Annotated in this window: 17 protein-coding genes and 1 pseudogene; 8 read left to right on the forward strand and 10 right to left on the reverse strand. The window is 41.9% G+C overall.

Features of this window, described 5'->3' with window-relative positions:
- The first annotated feature begins 58 nt into the window (after positions 1–58).
- Complete coding sequence (gene pdhA, locus RAM70_RS19960) at positions 59–1,093, forward strand: pyruvate dehydrogenase (acetyl-transferring) E1 component subunit alpha (protein WP_045358808.1); 1,035 nt, start codon at positions 59–61, stop codon at positions 1,091–1,093.
- A 212-nt stretch (positions 1,094–1,305) separates the two neighbouring features.
- Here the strand turns inward: pdhA and RAM70_RS19965 are convergent, their stop codons facing one another.
- Entirely contained in the window at positions 1,306–2,487 is a 1,182-nt protein-coding gene (locus RAM70_RS19965; protein ID WP_045358807.1) for a cysteine desulfurase family protein, read from the reverse strand.
- 884 nt (positions 2,488–3,371) lie between these two features.
- Between RAM70_RS19965 and RAM70_RS19970 the strand changes: the two genes are divergently transcribed.
- The gene (locus tag RAM70_RS19970) at positions 3,372–3,689 is read left to right on the forward strand and encodes a KGG domain-containing protein (protein ID WP_045358806.1); all 318 of its coding nucleotides are present in this window, start codon (positions 3,372–3,374) and stop codon (positions 3,687–3,689) included.
- A 111-nt stretch (positions 3,690–3,800) separates the two neighbouring features.
- Here the strand turns inward: RAM70_RS19970 and RAM70_RS19975 are convergent, their stop codons facing one another.
- Both RAM70_RS19975 and smpB read right to left on the reverse strand, forming a co-directional pair.
- A complete protein-coding gene (locus tag RAM70_RS19975) occupies positions 3,801–4,349 on the reverse strand; it encodes a DUF2808 domain-containing protein (RefSeq protein WP_045358805.1) in 549 nt (182 codons plus the stop codon).
- A gap of 118 nt (positions 4,350–4,467) precedes the next feature.
- Positions 4,468–4,932, reverse strand: coding sequence for an SsrA-binding protein SmpB (gene smpB / locus RAM70_RS19980; protein WP_045358804.1), 465 nt, complete (start codon positions 4,930–4,932; stop codon positions 4,468–4,470).
- Positions 4,933–5,148: 216 nt separating this feature from the next.
- On the opposite strand from smpB, the gene psb29 reads away from it, so the two are divergent.
- Both psb29 and cofH read left to right on the forward strand, forming a co-directional pair.
- Entirely contained in the window at positions 5,149–5,835 is a 687-nt protein-coding gene (gene psb29 / locus RAM70_RS19985) for a photosystem II biogenesis protein Psp29 (RefSeq protein WP_287999806.1), read from the forward strand.
- Between the two features lie 137 nt (positions 5,836–5,972).
- Positions 5,973–7,109 (forward strand): 7,8-didemethyl-8-hydroxy-5-deazariboflavin synthase subunit CofH, encoded by a 1,137-nt coding sequence (cofH, locus tag RAM70_RS19990; protein ID WP_045358802.1) that lies wholly within the window; start codon positions 5,973–5,975, stop codon positions 7,107–7,109.
- 94 nt (positions 7,110–7,203) lie between these two features.
- Here the strand turns inward: cofH and RAM70_RS19995 are convergent, their stop codons facing one another.
- On the reverse strand, positions 7,204–9,735 hold the full coding sequence (locus tag RAM70_RS19995) for an MGH1-like glycoside hydrolase domain-containing protein (RefSeq protein WP_312675292.1): 2,532 nt from the start codon (positions 9,733–9,735) through the stop codon (positions 7,204–7,206).
- A gap of 140 nt (positions 9,736–9,875) precedes the next feature.
- Between RAM70_RS19995 and RAM70_RS20000 the strand changes: the two genes are divergently transcribed.
- Positions 9,876–10,892 carry an IS4 family transposase gene (locus RAM70_RS20000; RefSeq protein WP_288016859.1) on the forward strand — a complete coding sequence of 339 codons (1,017 nt, stop codon included), beginning with the start codon at positions 9,876–9,878 and terminating at the stop codon, positions 10,890–10,892.
- 66 nt (positions 10,893–10,958) lie between these two features.
- Here the strand turns inward: RAM70_RS20000 and RAM70_RS20005 are convergent.
- The 6 genes and pseudogenes from RAM70_RS20005 to RAM70_RS20030 all read right to left on the reverse strand — a co-directional run.
- Positions 10,959–11,384: pseudogene (locus RAM70_RS20005) on the reverse strand (MGH1-like glycoside hydrolase domain-containing protein); the annotation flags it as partial.
- Between the two features lie 53 nt (positions 11,385–11,437).
- A complete protein-coding gene (locus RAM70_RS20010; RefSeq protein WP_061432052.1) occupies positions 11,438–11,764 on the reverse strand; it encodes a hypothetical protein in 327 nt (108 codons plus the stop codon).
- Between the two features lie 147 nt (positions 11,765–11,911).
- Positions 11,912–12,121 (reverse strand): NAD-dependent epimerase/dehydratase family protein, encoded by a 210-nt coding sequence (locus tag RAM70_RS20015; RefSeq protein WP_012267053.1) that lies wholly within the window; start codon positions 12,119–12,121, stop codon positions 11,912–11,914.
- A gap of 204 nt (positions 12,122–12,325) precedes the next feature.
- Positions 12,326–13,351: a phosphoribosylformylglycinamidine cyclo-ligase gene (gene purM, locus RAM70_RS20020; protein ID WP_312675955.1), complete on the reverse strand. Its 1,026-nt coding sequence runs from the start codon at positions 13,349–13,351 to the stop codon at positions 12,326–12,328.
- A 104-nt stretch (positions 13,352–13,455) separates the two neighbouring features.
- Positions 13,456–14,187, reverse strand: a complete 732-nt coding sequence (radC, locus tag RAM70_RS20025; RefSeq protein ID WP_002732646.1) for a RadC family protein — start codon at positions 14,185–14,187, stop codon at positions 13,456–13,458.
- A gap of 97 nt (positions 14,188–14,284) precedes the next feature.
- On the reverse strand, positions 14,285–15,472 hold the full coding sequence (locus tag RAM70_RS20030) for an aspartate aminotransferase (RefSeq protein ID WP_312675294.1): 1,188 nt from the start codon (positions 15,470–15,472) through the stop codon (positions 14,285–14,287).
- A 377-nt stretch (positions 15,473–15,849) separates the two neighbouring features.
- On the opposite strand from RAM70_RS20030, the gene RAM70_RS20035 reads away from it, so the two are divergent.
- The 3 genes from RAM70_RS20035 to RAM70_RS20045 all read left to right on the forward strand — a co-directional run bounded on the left by RAM70_RS20035 (position 15,850) and on the right by RAM70_RS20045 (position 19,909).
- The gene (locus RAM70_RS20035) at positions 15,850–17,136 is read left to right on the forward strand and encodes an FAD-binding oxidoreductase (protein WP_190380404.1); all 1,287 of its coding nucleotides are present in this window, start codon (positions 15,850–15,852) and stop codon (positions 17,134–17,136) included.
- A 9-nt stretch (positions 17,137–17,145) separates the two neighbouring features.
- The gene (locus RAM70_RS20040; protein WP_045358796.1) at positions 17,146–18,501 is read left to right on the forward strand and encodes a (Fe-S)-binding protein; all 1,356 of its coding nucleotides are present in this window, start codon (positions 17,146–17,148) and stop codon (positions 18,499–18,501) included.
- Positions 18,502–18,841: 340 nt separating this feature from the next.
- Positions 18,842–19,909: a putative hexosyltransferase gene (locus RAM70_RS20045; RefSeq protein WP_312675296.1), complete on the forward strand. Its 1,068-nt coding sequence runs from the start codon at positions 18,842–18,844 to the stop codon at positions 19,907–19,909.
- The last annotated feature ends 43 nt before the right edge of the window (positions 19,910–19,952 follow it).

A 19,952-nucleotide genomic window follows, 5' to 3' on the forward strand; every position in this document is an offset into this window, starting at 1 on the left:
AAATCTACCGCTTCCTCTCCCCTTGCCTTTTTGTTGTCTAAATGATACTACAGACCCTATGATTTCCGAACGTACTTTACCAACCTTTAATCCTGCTTCCATCATTATTACCAAAGCTGAAGGTCTTCGCCTATACGAAGATATGGTTTTGGGGCGGATGTTTGAAGATAAATGTGCCGAAATGTATTATCGGGGCAAAATGTTCGGTTTTGTCCATCTCTACAACGGTCAAGAAGCGATATCTAGCGGTATTATTAAAGCCTTGCGTCAGGGAGAAGATTACGTTTCTAGCACCTATCGCGATCACGTCCACGCCCTCAGTGCCGGAGTTCCCGCCAAAGAGGTAATGGCGGAGTTATTCGGCAAAGCTACCGGCTGTAGTAAAGGACGGGGCGGCTCCATGCATATATTTTCCGCCGAACATAAGCTTTTAGGGGGTTACGCTTTTGTGGCTGAGGGGATTCCCGTCGCTACCGGGGCAGCTTTTCAAAGTAAATACCGTCGGGAAGCCATGGCTGATGCCAGTGCCGATCAGGTAACGGTCTGTTTCTTTGGGGATGGGGCGAGTAATAATGGCCAGTTTTTTGAGTGTCTGAATATGGCTGCCCTCTGGAAGTTGCCGATTATCTATGTGGTGGAAAATAATAAGTGGGCGATCGGTATGGCCCACGATCGAGCCACTTCTCAACCGGAAATCTATAAAAAAGCCAGTGTTTTTAGTATGGTAGGTGTGGAAGTGGACGGTATGGATGTGGTCGCCGTTCATGCCGCCGCCAGAGAAGCCGTGGCTCGGGCCCGCGCCGGTGAGGGACCGACTTTAATTGAGGCCTTAACCTATCGTTTCCGGGGTCACTCTCTGGCAGATCCGGACGAGTTACGCAGTGCTGACGAGAAACAATTCTGGGGCGAAAGGGATCCGATCACTCGCTTTGCCGCCTATCTCTACGAGCGAGATTTGGCCACGAGAGAGGAATTAAAAGAAATCGAGCAGAAAATTCAAGCTGAAATCGAGGAAGCGGTTAAATTTGCCGAATCTAGCCCCGAACCCGATCCTAGTGAACTAACTCGCTTTATTTTCGCCGAAGACGAGTGATTTTAGTGATCAGTTACCAGTTATCGGTTATCAGTTATTGTCCCTCCTCAAGATATTTGACCCAACAAGTGCCATCTTCTTTTTTCCACCAAATCTTGACTGGTTCTGTATCTATTTTTCAGTTACTTTCAACTTAGATATTCGGCTAATTAGGCTTTCTTGGGTATTTTATCTCCTCGTCTTTACTCATTTTATTAGAACAGGATTTGATATTACTGGTCTGAGCAAAAATTAAAATTTTTGGCTTTGCGGAGGGAATTAACCGTTAAAACCACCTGTTCCCCCACCTGTTCAATTTCTTCTAAAGTATTAAAACGACTCAACCCGAAGCGCAGGGAAGCATAGGCGAGAGATTCGGGGCGACCCAGGGCAGTTAAAACGTGAGAGGGGGCGGTATGGCTAGAAGAACAGGCAGAACCGGAGGAAAGCGCCACTATTGGCTGTAATCCTAACAATAACGCCGCACCGTCCACTCCTTCAATACTAATATTTAAATTTCCGGCTAATCTTTGGCTAGGATGACCATTGAGATAAATTCTGTCTAATTGACTGATAATCTCCCATAAACTGGCTTTTAACTGATTTAAGTAGCTGTTATCTTCTTCGATCGCTTTGATACCCAATTCTACCGCCTTGGCAAAACCGACAATTTGCGGTGTAAATATCGTACCCGATCGCAGTCCTTTTTCCTGGCCTCCCCCTTGAATTTGAGCGGCGAGACGGACTCTGGGGTTCCGGCGCCGGACGTACAGCGCACCGACTCCCTTTGGTCCGTGGACTTTGTGGGCAGTTAAGGACATCAGATCTATATTCATTTCCCCCACATCTAGGGGAATTTTCCCGATTGCTTGGGCCGCATCCGTATGAAAAAGTACCTGATACTGGCGACAAATCGCCCCAATTGCCGCTAAAGGTTGAATCACCCCAATCTCGTTATTAGCAGCCATAATTGACAGCAAAATCGTGTCAGGACGCAAAGATTTTTCTAGTAGTTCCAAGTCAATTAGGCCATCAGCACCGACGGGTAAAATTGTCACCTCAAAACCCAATTTTTCCAGATAATGACAGGGATCTAAAACGGCGCGATGTTCTGTCACCACCGTAACTAGGTGCCGTCCCTTGGCGAAATAAGCTTCGGCAACCCCTTTGATAGCCAGGTTATTGGCCTCCGTTGCCCCACTGGTAAAAATAATTTCTTCGGGACTACTATTAATAGCAGCGGCGATTGTTTCTCTTGCCTGTTTAACCGCAGCCTCGGCTGTCCAACCATAGACATGATTAATACTACTGGCATTACCAAAGTGTTCGGTAAAATAGGGTAACATCGCCGCCAGAACTTGCGGATCGAGCGGTGTCGTGGCGTGGCAATCTAGATAAATCGGCTTTTGAGACATATTTTTCGCGTGCGGGGATCAGGAAGGATAGGTGATAGTTATTCTGGTTAAATTGACGCAATCGAGCCGTATTACCTATTGTAAACTTACCGCTAATAGCTATGACGGAAAAACTGAAGGCGATTTACCAAGATGGTACTTTGTATCTGCCAAGTAAATTTTTTCGGCTCTTCTAGAGTAGTTATGATGTATGATACCAAATCCGTTTTTCATCATTATGATTAACTGCCAATCCAACTTTAACAACTCGCTCCCTTCTCCGATACAGCCATTTTCAAGGGGAAAATGTACCCAGTGGCGGCTTGTCAATTTTTTCTGAGAAGCCCCATGCAGCAAGGGAAGTGGGCAGTGGAAAGTGGGGATTTTTCAGTGAACAGTAAACAGTAATCAGTAATCAGTGAACAGGGAGAAGGGAGAAAAAAGCTGATAAACCGCAACCAGCCAGAGAACTGGAATTTCACGGTCAAGCCACTAAGCCTTTAAAGTCTTGCTATGCAAGGATCGTAGCCGAAAAAGCCAAACTACGGTTTTCCCTGTGGATGGGGTTTAACTGATCACTGATCACTGATCACTGAAGACCGACTCCCCCAAAAGGCCAACTTTGTACCTTACCATTAAGATAACTTCTATATCTTTAGACTGATAGATGCTCGATTCGCTTAATATTTTTTAACATAAAATACGCCCTTTGATTGCTGTAATTGGTTCCCTAGAAGTCAAGCTAATGAGTTATGATCCTAGATAGGAATCCATAGTTCTTAGAGGAGGAAAGCGGGGCAATCTCAATGTTTTGCCCACCGACAAGACCATGATTTTGATCTTTTAAAAATCTCGCATAAATCTTTAAGAACGTTTAAAATCAGCATTCACACAGGAGGTATATTATGACAGGTAAGAGTAAACGCGGTTTTGCCTCTATGGATCAAGCTAAACAACGGGAAATCGCTAGTAAAGGTGGTAAAGCTGCTCATCAAAAAGGTACAGCCCACGAATTTACCGCCGAAGAAGCCCGGGAAGCGGGACGAAAAGGCGGTGAAGCGGTTAGCCAAGATCGCGCCCACATGGCAGCCATCGGACGGGAAGGTGGCAAAAATTCCCACAAAGGCAGTCGTAAAAACTCAAACTCCGAGGTAAATTCCCCAGCCAACGAGTCTATGGTTGAAAATTCCTCAGATTTTGGCAACTCGGAGGCAAATAGTTGACTTTGGTTGACTTTTTCTCGGACCAAGAGGGTGTTGGGGGTTAGGTGTTGGGGTGTTGGGGTTTTAGTTGAATTTCCCCATCTCCCCATTTCCCTATTTCCAATAAATACTTTAAGGTTCGATACTGACAATCCAAGTCCCAACGTAGAGACGGACGGGAATATTGCCAGAGGCAATCACATCACAGGTAAAGTAATAAGTGCCTAATTCAGGATTTCTGACATTAGACATGACGATTTCAACTTTACTGGTCGGATCGATCGCTTGTTCGGGGACAATTTGAATAATGCGACTATCCTTATCCCAAACCACTTCCTTTAAAGGTAAAGATTTGTTGTTGATGCGTACCTCGATTTTATTAGTATCAAACTGGCCGTTAAAATAATCGGGATAGGAAATAAAAAAAGCCGCAGCCCCTTGGGAGAGTTTTTTCGGGGGGATATAGAGTTTATAACGATCCATTTGCTTGGGACGGCCACCGAATTGCAAGAAATAATCTAAGATATCCTTGCGATCGACTCCACTAAAAATTGTTAGGCCGGGGTTGCCATTGGCTAAAGTTATTTTTGGTAAAATAATCCCCGCACCCACAGCTAAGGATAGAGCAATCAAAGCGGGTGTCCTAGCATATTTAATTACTTTTGTCAAGACTTTTAACATAAATTTTAACCCAAGGTGAGGGAGATGGTGATGGCCGCAAGGGGCCGAATACAGTTCAACTGTAACAAAACCCGCTCGTTTCTTACCTAGACCTTTGCCAGTCCGATAAGTGTCTTGGTTAACGCTTCATCGCTCGTGCCATATCCCGTTGATCCTGACGACGTTTCAAATCTTCGCGTTTATCGTGTAATTTCTTGCCCCTACCGAGGCCAATGCTGATTTTTACCCAACTACCTTTAAAATACATCTTCAAAGGCACAAGAGTTAAGCCTTTCTGTTCTACTTGACCGATGAGTTTGCTGATTTCCTTTTTGTGCATCAACAATTTTCTCGTCCGGCGCGGATCGTGATTAAAATATTCGCTACTCTGTTCGTAGGCGGAAATATGAACATTAATTAACACCGCTTCACCATTGCGGACTAAAACGTAACCATCCCGCAGGTTTACCTTACCGGCACGCACAGATTTAACCTCAGTCCCCAGCAACTGCACCCCCGCTTCAAAAGTCTCTAAAATCTCGTAGAGATGGCGTGCTTGCCGGTTATCACTGATAATTTTGATTTTGTCGTCTTGATTAGCCATATAGTCAAATGAAAAGTGAAAAGTAAAAAAGCGATTGGTAGAGGCAGTATCGGCTAATTATCTCGATTTTCCCATGTCCTTATCTTTATATCTTACTCGCTCTTTTGCTCTCTCTGGACTGACCGTTGGCGGCTCTTTGGTGATCACTGGCCTTGTCAGGGGGAACGAGAAGGGAGAAAATGAGAGCAGTGTTAAATTTTTATGAAGTTTGGTTCTGTGGACAAAATTCGTACTGTTTCCGATAGTAAGCGTGATTTTTATACTCGCCACACCCGCCCCATCAATTCGGTGTATCGGCGCGTGGTTGAGGAATTATTAGTCGAGATGCACCTGCTCTCCGTTAATGTAGATTTCCATTATGATCCAATTTATGCCCTTGGTGTGGTTACTTCTTTCGAGAAGTTCATGGAAGGCTATCGTCCGGGGGAGGATAAACCGAATATTTTTAATGCTTTGTGCCAAGCGGTTAACGGTAATCCCGAAGTCTATCGTCGCGATGCCGAAAATATGATCGCTATTGCCAAAGAAACTAATATTGATTCCTTGCTCTCCCAACTGCAAAACCAGGCTCTAGGTGGTAACAATCAGTTGTCTGATAGTTTAGTTTCCCTGATCAACGCGCCTAAGTTTAAGTATAGTCGCCTGTTTGCCATCGGTCTTTATACTATTTTAGCGGAAGCACAACCGGACATGATCAAGGAAAAAGAAAAACGCGAACAAATTTTGCAAAAGTTCTCAGAAATTCTCCATCTCTCCAGCGAGAAACTGCAAAAAGACCTCGATGTTTATCGCGGTAATCTCGATAAAATGGATCAGCTGCTCAAGGTTATCGAAGATGCCCTAGAAGCAGAAAAGAAAAAACGTCAACAAAAAGAACAGGAAAAACAAACCACCCCGCAATAAAGGCTCTCAACCGGAAATTACCGCGTGCAGACAAGGGAATAGGGAACAGAAAAAGGATTAAATCGGCTCTCTTTCTTTACTGTTCCTTCTGACCTCGTTCTACAATTAGGATCGGCAACCCTTAATATTTATCTCCCGTGACTAACTCCTCCATCACCGCACCCGTAACCGATATTTTGGCAAAAGCGCGGTCAGGGGCGAATTTATCGGCGAAAGAAGCGATTATCTTGCTAGAAACTACCGATAACCGTTTAATTGCCCAGATTCGGGAAACGGCCGACTTTTTACGTCGTCAACAGGCGGGAGATACCGTCACCTACGTTATCAATCGCAACATTAATTTTAGTAACATTTGTGAGCAGCATTGCAGTTTTTGTGCATTCAGACGCGATGAAAATGAAGAAGGGGCCTTCTGGCTTAATTTAGAGGAAATTATCGCTAAAGCGGCGGATGCCGTCCGTCGTGGGGCGACGGAAATTTGTATGCAGGGAGGATTAAACCCAAAAGCCAAGATTAAGGGCAATTCCTTAGACTATTACCTCGAAATTGTTAAAAACCTGAAACAAGCCTTTCCCGACCTGCATTTACACGCTTTTTCGCCCCAAGAAGTCCAATTTATTGCTAGAGAAGACGCTTTAAGTTACGAAAAAGTTATCGCTTCCCTGCAAGAAGCAGGAGTCAATTCTCTCCCGGGGACGGCTGCCGAGGTGTTAGTCGATGAGGTAAGACGGGTAATTTGTCCAGAAAAAATCGATGCCGCCACTTGGTTAGAAATAGTCGGTACTGCCCATCGCTTGGGGTTACATACCACCAGTACCATGCTCTGCGGTCATATTGAAACCCCTAGCCAACAGGTGCAGCACCTCGAAAAAATTAGAAAACAGCAAGAAATCGCCCTAGAAAATAATTATCCGGCCAAAATCACCGAATTTATTTTATTGCCTTTTGTGGGACAATCAGCCCCCAAACCCCTGAGAAATCGAGTCGGACGGGATCAACCAATTTTAGCCGATACATTAAAATTAACAGCAGTGGCGCGGATTTATTTGGGCAATAGCATTAAAAATCATCAACCCAGTTGGGTAAAATTGGGCTTACAGGGGGCGACAGAAGCCTTAAACTGGGGTTGCAACGATCTCGGTGGTACTCTCATGGAAGAACATATTACCACTATGGCCGGGGCGCTGGGCGGTACTTGTTTGACCGTCGAGGAATTAGCAACGGCGATTAAATCCCTCGATCGCCCCGCCCGTCAACGGGATACAATCTATTAGAGTCTATTTAACCCGAATCCTGGATTAGCTGAAAGCTTGATCCTGTCCCGGGTTAAAACTTTCCTTCTCCCGTCCGACTGAAGTTAATTGAGTATTAAGAAGGTGCGCTATTGAGATAGTTATATTCTCCGACCTGATAGATCAAATTAGCTACGAGTCCTGTCCAACCTGTTTGATGGCTTGCTCCCAGTCCTTGACCTGTATCTCCGTGAAAATATTCGTAGAACAGTATTAAATCCTGACCATCAGGGGTTTTGAAAAGCTCACGAAGTTTTGGGTTATCTCCGTAAACTGGTCGTTTCCCTGACCAATCAGGCAGGAAAATACGGATTAAGCGTTTGGATATTTCTACCGCTACTTGTTCAAGAGTATTTCTTCCGCGTTCTCCAGTGGGAAACTCCACTTTAAACTCATCTCCTAGACAGTCATGAATGTAATTATGAAACTTATAAAGCGAATCAATGATTAGAAAATTCACAGGAAACCATATTGGACCGCGCCAATTAGAATTACCTGTATGTACAGGAGAGTTACCTGCTTCTCCCGGTTCGTAGAGAATTCTGGAAGGTAAAACACTGCCATACATATCTTTCATGAAGCAAGGAATCGAGTAAGGCGAACCAAACTCAGAATTAGGATCGTGAACTTTTGAAAGACTGCGAATACCATAGTCGCTCAAAAACTCCTGTTTATCCAGTAGCTTTTTGACGATTAATTGCAACTTATCAAAGTCAACAATTGACAAATACATTTCTAGGTTATTATTATGATTGTGCTTGTCTGCGATGTAGAAACTTTCATATTTTCCTCTCAAGTAATCAAAGTCGGTTCCTGGCAAGAACAATTGGGACAATGAATTAGGGTTAGAGAACTTAGATTGAAAAGCATCGATTATCTGGTTTTGACATTCCTGACTTTTGGATTCAAAAATATCAATCGCACATAGGGGAATTAAACCGACTAATGAACGACACTTCAAGGGAAACTCTAGGGTCAAATTTTCCTGAACAATACTGAGAATATCGTAATAGAATTCATCCTTCTGATCCCACAAATGCGTTCTATTTTTTTCAGTAATATCATTGATAGCATTGGCGATATTCAGGAATTCTTTGAGGAACTTGGTTGCAGCTTCTATCTCTTCGCTAGATGGGTCTTGACTTCCTAACTCTATGGCAATTCTCAGCATATTTAAGGAGAACATAGCCATCCAGCTTGTTCCATCTGCTTGTTCAATTTTTACATCATCAGTTTTAAAGTGACTGCGATTTATGAGACTGATATTATCTAGTCCTAAAAAGCCTCCACTAAAAAGATTCTTTTCGGGTATTTTTTGAACTTCTAACCACCAATTAAAGTTACTATTCAGCTTGTGAAATATTTTTCTTAGGAAATCTTTGTCCGAAAAACCATACATATCTTGCTCAATTTGATAAACTTGCCAAGCTCCCCAAGCGTGAACAGGTGGATTACCTTCACTAAAGTTCCATTCAAAAGATGGTAACTGTCCATTAGGATGGATATACCCTTCTTCCAAAAATAGGCATAATTGTTCTTTAGCAAAATCTGGGTCTATTAAAGCAAAAGTAACAGCATGAAAAGCTGAATCCCAGACAGCATACTGGGGATATTCCCATTTATCTGGCATAGAAATTATGTCTTCATTATGTAGATGAGTCCATTTGGAGTTAAATTTTCTAGTGTCGGATTGTGCTTTATCTGGTAGGCTATCTGAGGGGTATATTTTATGCCACTTTCTGTCTTGATATGACCAATCTCCTTTGAGCCAATCTTGAACTATATAGTAATAAAATTGCTTGTTCCATAGCATTCCTGCAAATGCCTGTCGTTGAACTTGTCGTTCCTCATCTGAAATTGGAAAATCTGAAGGAGTAATAGCTTGATAAAATGCGTCAGTTTCTTCTTTGCGCTTGTCAAAAACCTTCTCAAAATCACTTCCAAAAGGATTAGCATCAGGTAGTTGATCTGGCGCAATATCTGTCAAGCGCAACCATATCACTTGAGGTTTATCAGCATCAGCTTCAATAGTCAGATTATAGTGAGCGGCCGCTTTTGTCCCTTTCTGTTCAGGGTTGACTTTATCTAGCTCTTGATTAACGACATAATTGTTGATTCCGTCCTTAACATATTTACTCGCATTAGGAGTATGGAAAATGCGTTCGTTGTTAGTTTCATTTTCAGTAAATAACAGAGGAGTATCTCCTTGACAATAGAGATAATAATCACCTAACTCGCCATGATGAGCTTTGATCACCATATTATTGCCAGTTTTTTCCAAAACTCTCTGCAAACTTGGTTTTTGTTTTTCCCTTTCTGCATCTCCTAACCAAGACCAAGTGTTACGAAACCAGAGAGTAGGTAAAATATGTAGTTGATGAGCTTCAGAGCCTCGATTCCGAACAGTAATTTTAATTAAAATATCTTCAGGAGTCTTCTTGGCATATTCAATAACAACATCAAAGTATCCCTCGTCGAAACAATTAGTATCAATTAGCTCATATTCAGGGTGTTCTTCTCCTCTATACTTAGCATTTCTTCGTTTTTGATTCTCTTCAATGAGATCATCATAAGGAAATTTATAAGGATACTTATACAATGCCTTCATATAAGAATGAGTGGGAGTATTATCTAAATAAAAGTAATATTCCTTGACCAGAAGTGTTGAACGTTGAGAAAAGTCAGAAAAAAAATGCTATTATAGATAGAATCTAGACAACTTATTCCCCTCACAATAGGGAGTTTGCCCTGATGACGAATTTTTCAAAACTCATAAAAGAGCTTCTCAAACCACTGCCTAAAAATGACTACCCCGCTTTAGATACTTTTACATTTTTGTCCTGTTGGATTGGTTTTGCTTTAGATAAAAGCATCGTCAGTATGAGGGACTTATGCAGTAGAATGGTACTTCAAGGAATTAATGTAAATTTATCCACATTTTCTAAGGCAAGCAAAATTAGAGAAACAAGTCCATTTGAGAAAGTCATTGTCGAATTAAATAAGCGTTTAGTTGCCAAAAAAGGAATAGAGAATGCGCGAGCTTTATTTCCTATTGACTCAACAATAATTAGCTTAACCAGTAAATTACTATGGTCCCAGGGATGGCATCAAGTAAAACTATTCTCTGGTCTTAATAGTATCACAACAGAGGTGGTCGGAATACTCATCCATTTTGGTCAAGGTCATGACTCAAAAGAAGGAGGAAAAACGATAGAAGCAATTCCTGTAAATGGAGTTGGAGCAATGGATAGAGGATTTGCGTCTAATCAAAGAATCACCGAATTATTAGAGAGTAGTGACAAGCATTTTGTCTTGAGAGTGAAAAATAATATTAGCCTAGAGATGCTCGAAAATGGCAAGTGTAAACTCGGAAAAGATAAAAGACAAATAGAAGTAAGAGTAGTCGCTTTTTGCGACCTAGAAAGTCAAACAGAATTTCGGCTGGCGACAGATTTACCTCTAGAAGGAGAAGGAGCAGTTAGTAATGAAGAAGTTGCCGAAATTTACATCCAAAGATGGCAAATAGAACTGCTGTGGAAATTTTTAAAAATGCATCTAAAGTTGGATAATCTAATCACTAAAAACGAGAACGGAATCCGCCTACAGATCTATAGTTGCATTATCGCTTATCTGATTCTACAGCTAATAGATATTGAAGAAGGATTTGGGAAAAGCTTATTAGACAAACTGCGCTATTTACAGAGTTTCATGTGTCAACATATTAGCTATGTACACTGGTTCCGGAGGATTGTCTATTCAATTTAAAATTTGATGTTATAGGGGTATTATGCTTGTCAATGTAAAGTTTTATTACAGGATTCAACGTTTCTGTTCCTTGACATCTTCCATATGATTTCCTTCATCATGTCCACCAAATAAACCTGTTAAACCAAAAAATCTTTCTTTGAGATGCTTTTCGGAATGCTGATCTTTTTCATTCCAAAGCTCATCTTTTCCATTCCAAAGGGTTAGGGCAAAACATAGACGCTGACGCTCATCAGAAATTCCCAATATTCCATCTTCTCCCCAACGGTAGGCACGAGAACGGGCATGATCATGAGTAAAATAGTTCCAAGCATTACCATCCTGACTATAATCTTCTCGGACAGTAGCCCATTGGCGATCGCTTAAATAGGGACCCCATTTTTTCCAAGGGATATTTTGTTCACGGACTTCTTGCAAGCGTTTGTATTCTTCAGTTTGTTTCCGAGCTGCCACGAAGGAATTATCTTTTTGGGTATCTTGAATTGTCAACATGACTTTTCTCCTTTATCTTCATTTTTTGTCCTGTACTTAGCTTTTTGCAGTCCTTAGATTTTTTGTCCTGTACTTAGGTACTTGGTATGATAGTAATCAAGAATCTGTGTTGCCATTTCATCCGCTAATTCTCTTGCAGTACGGAGCGAAATAAACTTATTTAAAATGTTATTTTTTATCCATTCTGCCATGTAGTAAATCAATGTGTTGTCAAAGCCATCTGCTCTTTTCCAGTATCCATTTTTACAATTAAGTTCATAGATTTCTGCATAAGCTTTTCCAGCCTGTTCATAAATATCTGGTAAAGTAGATTCCCAAGTTGTTCCACTAAATAACCTCATATATATTTGGTTGATTTTACTTTGATATTCTCTAGACATGATCTTTAACTCCTTATGTATTTTTCGACGTTCTGATGTTCATACAATTTTGTAATGTACTGGCTAACAGTATCTTTCCATAAGAACCGAGATTTTTCTGCTTGCTGGCAAATTTCTTGCCATTGAGATGGATTATTAAGTTTGACTTCAATCGCTTTTAAACATCAGATCGAAAAGTTGGTAAGCTGAGTGGGGGTGTCTGACGTTGTGAATGGGAATAGTAGCATAAACCTGAGTGCCAAGCTCCAAAAGTGCTTTACATAACCAACTGCCTTTAAATCCCGAAGCTCCAGTCACCAGAACCTTTTTCCCAGACCACTGGTCTCCTAATAGTTGGGGGATAGGCGTTCCTTGCATGGCTATAACCTCCTTTTCTCTGAAAAAGTGTCTTATCAGGTTCTGACCTAATTCTATCGAGAAGCAAACTAAGTATAACTACTTAAGTAAAAAAACTTAATATAAATTGGGTTGGGGATAAGCCGAAACGCTGCTGCTATCCCAGCCAGTCAACCTGATTTTTTGGTGGAATTGATGGCAAAATCTTCTTAGCCTCAACTAACTTTAATCAAGCCCAACAATCTCCCCCTTACCGGCAATCACTTCGCCGATTTGGTAGGCATTAATCCCAGAGGATTGTAGTTGATTAATAGTCGATCGAGCCAGATCTGATGGGACAATGATCACAAAACCGATACCCATATTAAAAGTATTAAACATGGCTTCGGCATTAACCGAACCCATCTGGGCTAACCAGTGAAAAATCGGCAAAATTGGCCAACTTTTGCGGTAAATCTGCACGGAATGCCCTTTACCTAAGCAGCGGGGCAAATTTTCCGGGATGCCACCCCCAGTAATGTGGGCCATGGCGTGAATATCTAACCCAGAGCGCAGCAGTTCTAGCACAGGTTTGACATAAAGTCTAGTGGGAGTTAACAAAACTTCACCTAAGCTAGAGCCGGCCAAAATTTCGGGGCAATCTTGCCAATTTAAGCCCTGGGTGTCGATAATCTTACGAACAAGACTAAAACCGTTACTGTGAACCCCACTACTGGCTAAACCGATAGCCACATCGCCGATTTGCACCTTACTGCCGTCGAGTAATTGACTTTTTTCGACAATACCGACGCAAAAACCCGCTAAATCGTACTCTCCTGCCGAATAAAACCCTGGCATCTCCGCCGTTTCCCCTCCCAAAAGAGTACAACCACTATCACGACAGGCCCTAGCGATTCCCGATACCACCGCTGCTAACTGTGACGCTTCCAGTTTACCGGTGGCCAGATAATCCAAGAAAAATAAAGGTTCAGCCCCGGAGGTTAAGACATCGTTGACGCACATGGCCACGAGGTCAATTCCCACCGTATCATGGCAATTGAGACTATGGGCAATTTTCAGCTTGGTTCCTACGCCATCAGTTCCCGATACTAACACCGGTTGCCGATAACCGGAAGGTAACTGAAAATAGCCGCCAAAACCGCCTAAACCGCCGATAACTTCAGGACGGAAGGTACTTTCCACATTTTGGCGAATTTTCTCGACAAAAGCGCGTCCCGCTTCCACATCCACGCCCGCTTCTTTATAATCCATGCCCAATTGACCGATTGTATCTCTCAAATTTTACCCAGATTTCGAGCGCACTCGCTCCCTTTTCCAGCTAAACCTAACAACAATTTTTGATTGTTGCAAGAGGTCTAATCTTCTTGGGGATATTTTTCCCAAAGATCTGTGATTTGGCGAAGACTTTGGAAGTTGCCATTACCGAGGATCAAATGATCTAGGAGAGGAATGGCTAGATAGGTAGCTCCCTGTAATAATTGTTCTGTGAGTAGAATATCGTCTTGACTAGGCACAAGTGACCCGGTGGGGTGATTATGGGCGATAATTAACTTAGTAGCTGATTGTTTAACTACTTCTCGAAAGATTTCTCGCGGATGTACCAGTGTTTCCGTGGCTGTGCCGATAGTAATCACTTTGAGTGCGATTAACTGATTTTTGACATCGAGTAAAATAACTGCGAAACGTTCCTGAGACTGATACATTAGTTCGTGGCCAAGGATAGCGGCAGCGGTATCGGGACTATCGATGACCATTTTTTCCGTCGGTCGTCGTTGAAAAGCTCGTTTTCCCAATTCGATCGCCGCTAGAATAGTAGTGGCCTTAGCCGGTCCAATGCCATGAATAGCGGTTAATTCTTGGGGCTGAATATCCCTCAAAACGTCCAAGGGATCCCGGCGATATTTACTCAATTCGTTGAGAATATGCTGTCCTAAACCCACTGCCGAGAGTTTGCCTTTACCTTGACCTGTAGCCAGTAAAATCGCTAATAATTCGGCGTTACTGAGGTTTTTCGCCCCGACACTGATTAAACGTTCCCTTGGTCTTTCACTGACAGGAATATCGGCAATTCTTAAGCTGTAGGTCATGGAAGTGGCAAGCTACCGCGATAAAATTCCATCATAATCGCAATTTTAGCCAGTGCCTAGAGGGATTTGGCCCGTAAATCAAGGGGAAAAACTCTCCTTACTGATAGCGAATTCCCGCATCTTCGAGGCGCTGTAAAGCTTCCCCTAATCGCGGGATATCGGCGATTAAACTGACGCGCACATAACCTTCCCCTCCCTCCCCAAAAGCATTGCCCGGAGTGACAACGACACCGGTTTTTTGCAAAACACTGAGGGCGAAATCCGTGGAAGTCATACCGACGCTACAGGGAACCCAGAGATACATTGTCGCCTTAGAGGGGGGAATATCCCAACCTAATTGCCCCAAACCTTTGATTAAAAAATCTCGTCGCTGCCGGTATCTTTCCTGTACTTGTTTGACGTATTCATCCGGCAGTTGTAGGGCGGTTTCGGCCGCCTTTTGGATGACGGAAAAGATACCATAATCGAGATTGGTTTTCAGGGTGCGTAACCCTTGAATAATATCGGAATTGCCCACGACAAAACCGACGCGCCACCCGGCCATATTATAGGTTTTCGAGAGGGTATGAAATTCCACACTAATCTCTTTTGCCCCCGGAATTTCTAATAAACTGGTGGGCTGATAACCATCAAAACTCAATTCAGCATAACAGAGATCGTGGACGAGCATAATCTCATAGTCCCGGGCCCAAGCAACGATTCTTTCAAAAAATTCCCGAGGGGCAACGGCGGCGGTGGGGTTACTGGGATAGTTAAAATAGAGGATTTTCGCCTGTTTAGCCACATCTTCGGGGATAGAATCGATATCTATCAGCCAATCCTGTTCCGCTTTTAAAATGATCGGGTATAGCGTCGCCCCAGCAATCAACGGACCGCGAAAATGGGCGGGATAGGCGGGACTGGGAACCAAGACCACATCGCCAGGGTTAACATAAGCCAAAGCCAGGTGAGATAGGCCCTCTTTGGAACCTAGCAGCGGTAAAGCTTCGTTATCGGGATTGAGTTCCACACCATAAGAGCGATAATACCATTTAGCGATCGCCTCTCGGAAACTGGCGGTTCCTTCAAAGGGTGGATAACCGTGAAATTGGGGGGTTTCAAAAGCTTGAATGGCCGCTTCGATAACTGGACGCGGGGCAAACCCGTCCGGGTTGCCCATGCCTAAATCGATTAAATCTAGTCCTTCTTTGCGGGCTAAGGCTTTTAATTCATCCAAGCGGGCGAAAACGTAGGGGGGTAAGGCACTTAATCGCTTGGCGCGGCTATTCGTCCAATTTACACTCATTACTTCTTGGCTTACTGATCGAGGTAATCTAACATTATGACACGAGTGTATGGCTAATTTAGCAGTTAAGCTGTTCGTAATTTAAATTGCTTGTTGAGACGAGGCAAGAGGCAAGAGGCAAGAGGCAAAAGGATAATTTTCCCTTTAACCTTTCGCTTTTTCCCTACATTTGCCGAAAATTTTTTGATTTATGCAAGAGAGCTTTTTTACTGCTTCAGTATGACTAGAATTGCCTGACATCGGAGATGGAGAGCCAAACTAAGGTAATCTGATTAATAGAGGCTGAAAATTACTGATTAGCCCCGGCATTACCCCCATTCTTCGCCATTATCGGCCGGTAAGTCCTCACTCCTCACTCCTCAATTCTTTTGTCAAATATGACTGCGATCGCTGTTCAGATAACTTCTATTTTACCCCCCGACACGACGGTTATTGCCTGGCAACAAGTGCCAAAAGAGGAACAAGAAAGATTATCAAGGGCAATTAGGGGCAAAAGTCCTGAAATTATAGTCTATCCCGCTAATACGGCCGCTTTAGCCTCTCTGGTGCGTTTTGCCAACGAAAATCGTCTGTCTTTATTGGCCTACGGTCAAGGCAGTAAATTAGATTGGGGTGGATTAGTCGAGTCGCCCGATATTTTAGTTAGTAGCCAAAATCTCAACCGGATTATTGACCATGCTAGGGGAGATTTAACTATAACTGTGGAAGCTGGTCTTAAACTAGCAGATTTACAGGCTTTTTTGGCTCCTAGCGGTCAATTTCTTCCTCTTGATCCCAGTTATGCCCATAATGCCACGATTGGCGGTATTATGGCCACGGCCGATGCGGGAACATGGCGGCAAAGATACGGTGGAGTCCGGGATCTGATCCTAGGATTCTCCTTTATCCGTCACGATGGCGAGATTGCTAAAGCTGGAGGGCGTGTGGTGAAAAATGTGGCGGGATACGACATGATGAAGCTATTTACGGGTTCCTACGGCACTTTAGGGATTATCGATCAAATTACCCTGCGACTCTATCCCGAAACCCCTAACTCAGAAACCCTGATAATCACTGGAAATAGCGAAAATATTAGCAAATTGAGTCAAGTTATTCGGCAATCGTCCCTAACTCCCACCGTGGCTGAATGTTTAAACCCAGGGATGACGCAAGCACTAGGATTAGGGGAAAAAGTCGCTTTACTGCTGCGTTTTCAAAGCATTCCCGAAAGTATTAGCGAACAATCGCAACAGGTGAGTTATTTAGGGCAACAGTTAGACTGTCAGACTAATTATTATCGGGATGAGGAAGAAATTTCTCTATGGCAAAGATACCGAAAAACAATCGATAATTATGACCAAGAGGGCAATTTTTTCGGCAAAATAGGATTATTACCTAGCAATTTAGCTCTAGTTATCGACCAAATTAACGGACTAGCCTCGATTAATATTAGTAGCGGCGTGGGTAAAGTTATCTTAAAATCGGAGGAAAATCTTGACAAAATTCGCTCTTTATGCCATGGCAATCAGGGTTATTTAACGGTGTTAACCGCGCCGCCATCGCTAAAAGAAAAAATTGAACCTTGGGGCTATACAGGTAACGCGATTACCATGATGAAAACCCTAAAAACTAAATTCGATCCTCACGGTATTTTTAGTCCTGAACGCTTTCTTAACAAAATCTAATTAAAAATCATGCAAACCTCCGATAATTCCGTTAACTTTCAAGAATTAATCGACCAAAAAAATCAAGGATTTGACCCCAAGAATCCCCCTGCCCAAGAATTAATCGATAGTTGTGTTCACTGTGGTTTTTGTCTATCTACCTGTCCCAGTTATCGAGTCATTGGCAAAGAAATGGACTCCCCCCGGGGCAGAATTTATCTGATGAATGCCATCAACAAAGGGGAAGCAGTTTTAGACGAAACCACTAGCCAACATTTTGATACTTGTTTAGGTTGTTTAGCCTGTGTTAGTACCTGTCCATCGGGAGTACAATACGATCAATTAATCGCCGCAGTCCGTCCGCAGGTGGAACGCAATCAACCCCGCAGTTTTAAAGATAAAATTATTCGTTTTCTCATTTTTAATCTCTTTCCCTATCCCGTCCGTCTCAAATTATTTTTACCCTTCCTCTGGTTATATCAAATCCTGGGACTACAAACCCTAGTCAGGAAATCGGGTATCTTAAAAATGCTCTTTCCCCGTCTAGCGGCCATGGAATCAATTTTACCCAAAATTACTCTAAATTCTCTGTTTAAAAACTATGCCGATGTTATTCCCTCCCAAACGGAAAAACGCTATCGGGTGGGAGTAGTTTTAGGTTGTGTGCAGCGCCTCTTTTTCTCGCCGGTAAATGAAGCAACAGTGCGGGTTTTAACTGCCAATGGTTGCGAAGTGGTTATCCCAAAAACCCAGGGTTGTTGTGCCGCTTTACCCGCACACCAAGGACAGGAAAAACAAGCACAAAGTTTAGCCAGACAAATGATCGATAGTTTCGCAGAAACCGAGGTTGATTATATTATTATCAATGCGGCGGGTTGTGGTCATACTCTCAAGGAATATCATCATATTTTAGCCGATGATCCTGAATATAAAGATAAGGCTAAGGAGTTTGTGGCTAAAGTACGCGATGCTCAAGAATTTTTGGCAGCAGTGGGATTAACTGCTGATTTATCCCCGATTACCGAGACAGAATTAACCCTAGTTTATCAAGATGCCTGTCATCTTTTACACGGACAAAAAATCTCGGTGCAGCCACGACAATTATTGCAAAAAATCCCCAATATTAACTTAAAAGAACCTATCGATGCGGCCCTGTGTTGTGGTAGTGCCGGAGTTTATAATATGCTACAGCCAGATACTGCCGATGAATTAGGTCAGCAGAAAGTACGCAATTTATTAAATACTGGGGCTGCGGTGATTGCTTCTCCTAATCCGGGTTGTTCCCTACAAATTAAAAAACATCTACAATTACAGGGAAAAGATACACCCGTTATTCATCCTATCGAATTATTAGATTATGCGATTCGCGGGCTGAAAATTTCCTAGTTCATCCCCGTTTTATCTTAATTTTCGCTAATTTTCTCGATAGTTTTTCCTTCCTGTCACCTAGAATTTTGATAGAGGGGTTTCACCTCTCCTCTGTTATTACTCGGTGGAAATAGCATCAAGAAAAATCTAGGGAACAATATTGTTCCCTTTTCTATCTTAGAATTCAGTTCACAGAAAAATACAATTAGGAGCAATCAGACTCAACTATTTACTAAGACAATTTACTTTTGTTTTCCCATGGCAAGGTTCGGGAAAACCCTGGACTTAAAACTGGTCATATTTATTTATTTCCTAATTCAAACTCAACCATAAAATTTTTTTAGGAGAAATCAATAATATGGAATTAAAGGACGAAACTAGCAACTTTAGTCAATCAAGAAAGCTTTTCTTATATATATTAAAAATTTTCATCATTTGGAGAGGAACACTTTTACTGATGCACCTAATCGGACTCAGTTTTAGTCAGATGAATGAATCTTCATCTCCTCAAGAACGTTTTTGGCATTGGTTTCCCGATAATCATTATTTGGATTCTTTCTTTCGTTTTGATAGTTTTTGGTATAACGATATTATTCAGGGGGGATATTCATACAATATCGAAAAACAATCGAACGTTGCTTTTTTTCCTCTCTATCCTATTTTAGTCAAAGCAATTGCATCTTTAACTTCCTTAAGTGTGCCTATTTCTGGTCTTTTGGTTTCTAATCTCTGTCTAATATTTGCCTTAATTTTTGTTTATAAAATCAGTAATATTTATCTAAACAAAAGAGGCTGTGAAAAGGTTTTAATTCTTATGTTGGTTTTTCCTACCTCCTTTTTTTATAGCTGTTTTTATACAGAAAGTTTATATTTGCTAACCACCGCTGCTTGTTTTTATTTCTTCCTGAATAAGAAATACTTTTGGTCTGGATTTTTTGGATTTTTTGCCAGTTTAACTAGAGTCACAGGAGTAATAATTTTTCTGGCTTTTGCTATCGAATTACTCTGGAAATATTTAAAGAAAAAAGAACTGCCCAAGAGAGAAAGTCTTTTCCTCCTATTAATACCCTGTGGGTTAATCGCTTATATGGTATTTTTAGCTTGGAAATTCAACGAACCTTTGGCATTTGTTAAAATTCAGGATCTGTGGAGTAGAGATGAGAGAGTATTTCCTTTAATTACTCTAATCAACTACTGGAAGAACATCAATTTTATGTTTCCCCAAAATCCTATTAATTCAGTTGGATTCTTAAATACTTTTTTTAGCTCCTTTTTTTTAGGTATCTTGCTATTCTCTATCGTTAAAAAGCCTCTCAATATTTCCCTATTGATTTTTGCCTTTCTGAGCATTTTTTTACCTTTAAGTACAGGAATAACAGAATCAATGATGAGGTATATGATGACAATCAGAAGTGTTGAACGTTGAGAAAAGTCAGAAAAAAAATGCTATTATAGATAGAATCTAGACA

Source organism: Microcystis wesenbergii NRERC-220 (assembly GCF_032027425.1).
GTDB classification, from domain to species: domain Bacteria; phylum Cyanobacteriota; class Cyanobacteriia; order Cyanobacteriales; family Microcystaceae; genus Microcystis; species Microcystis wesenbergii_A.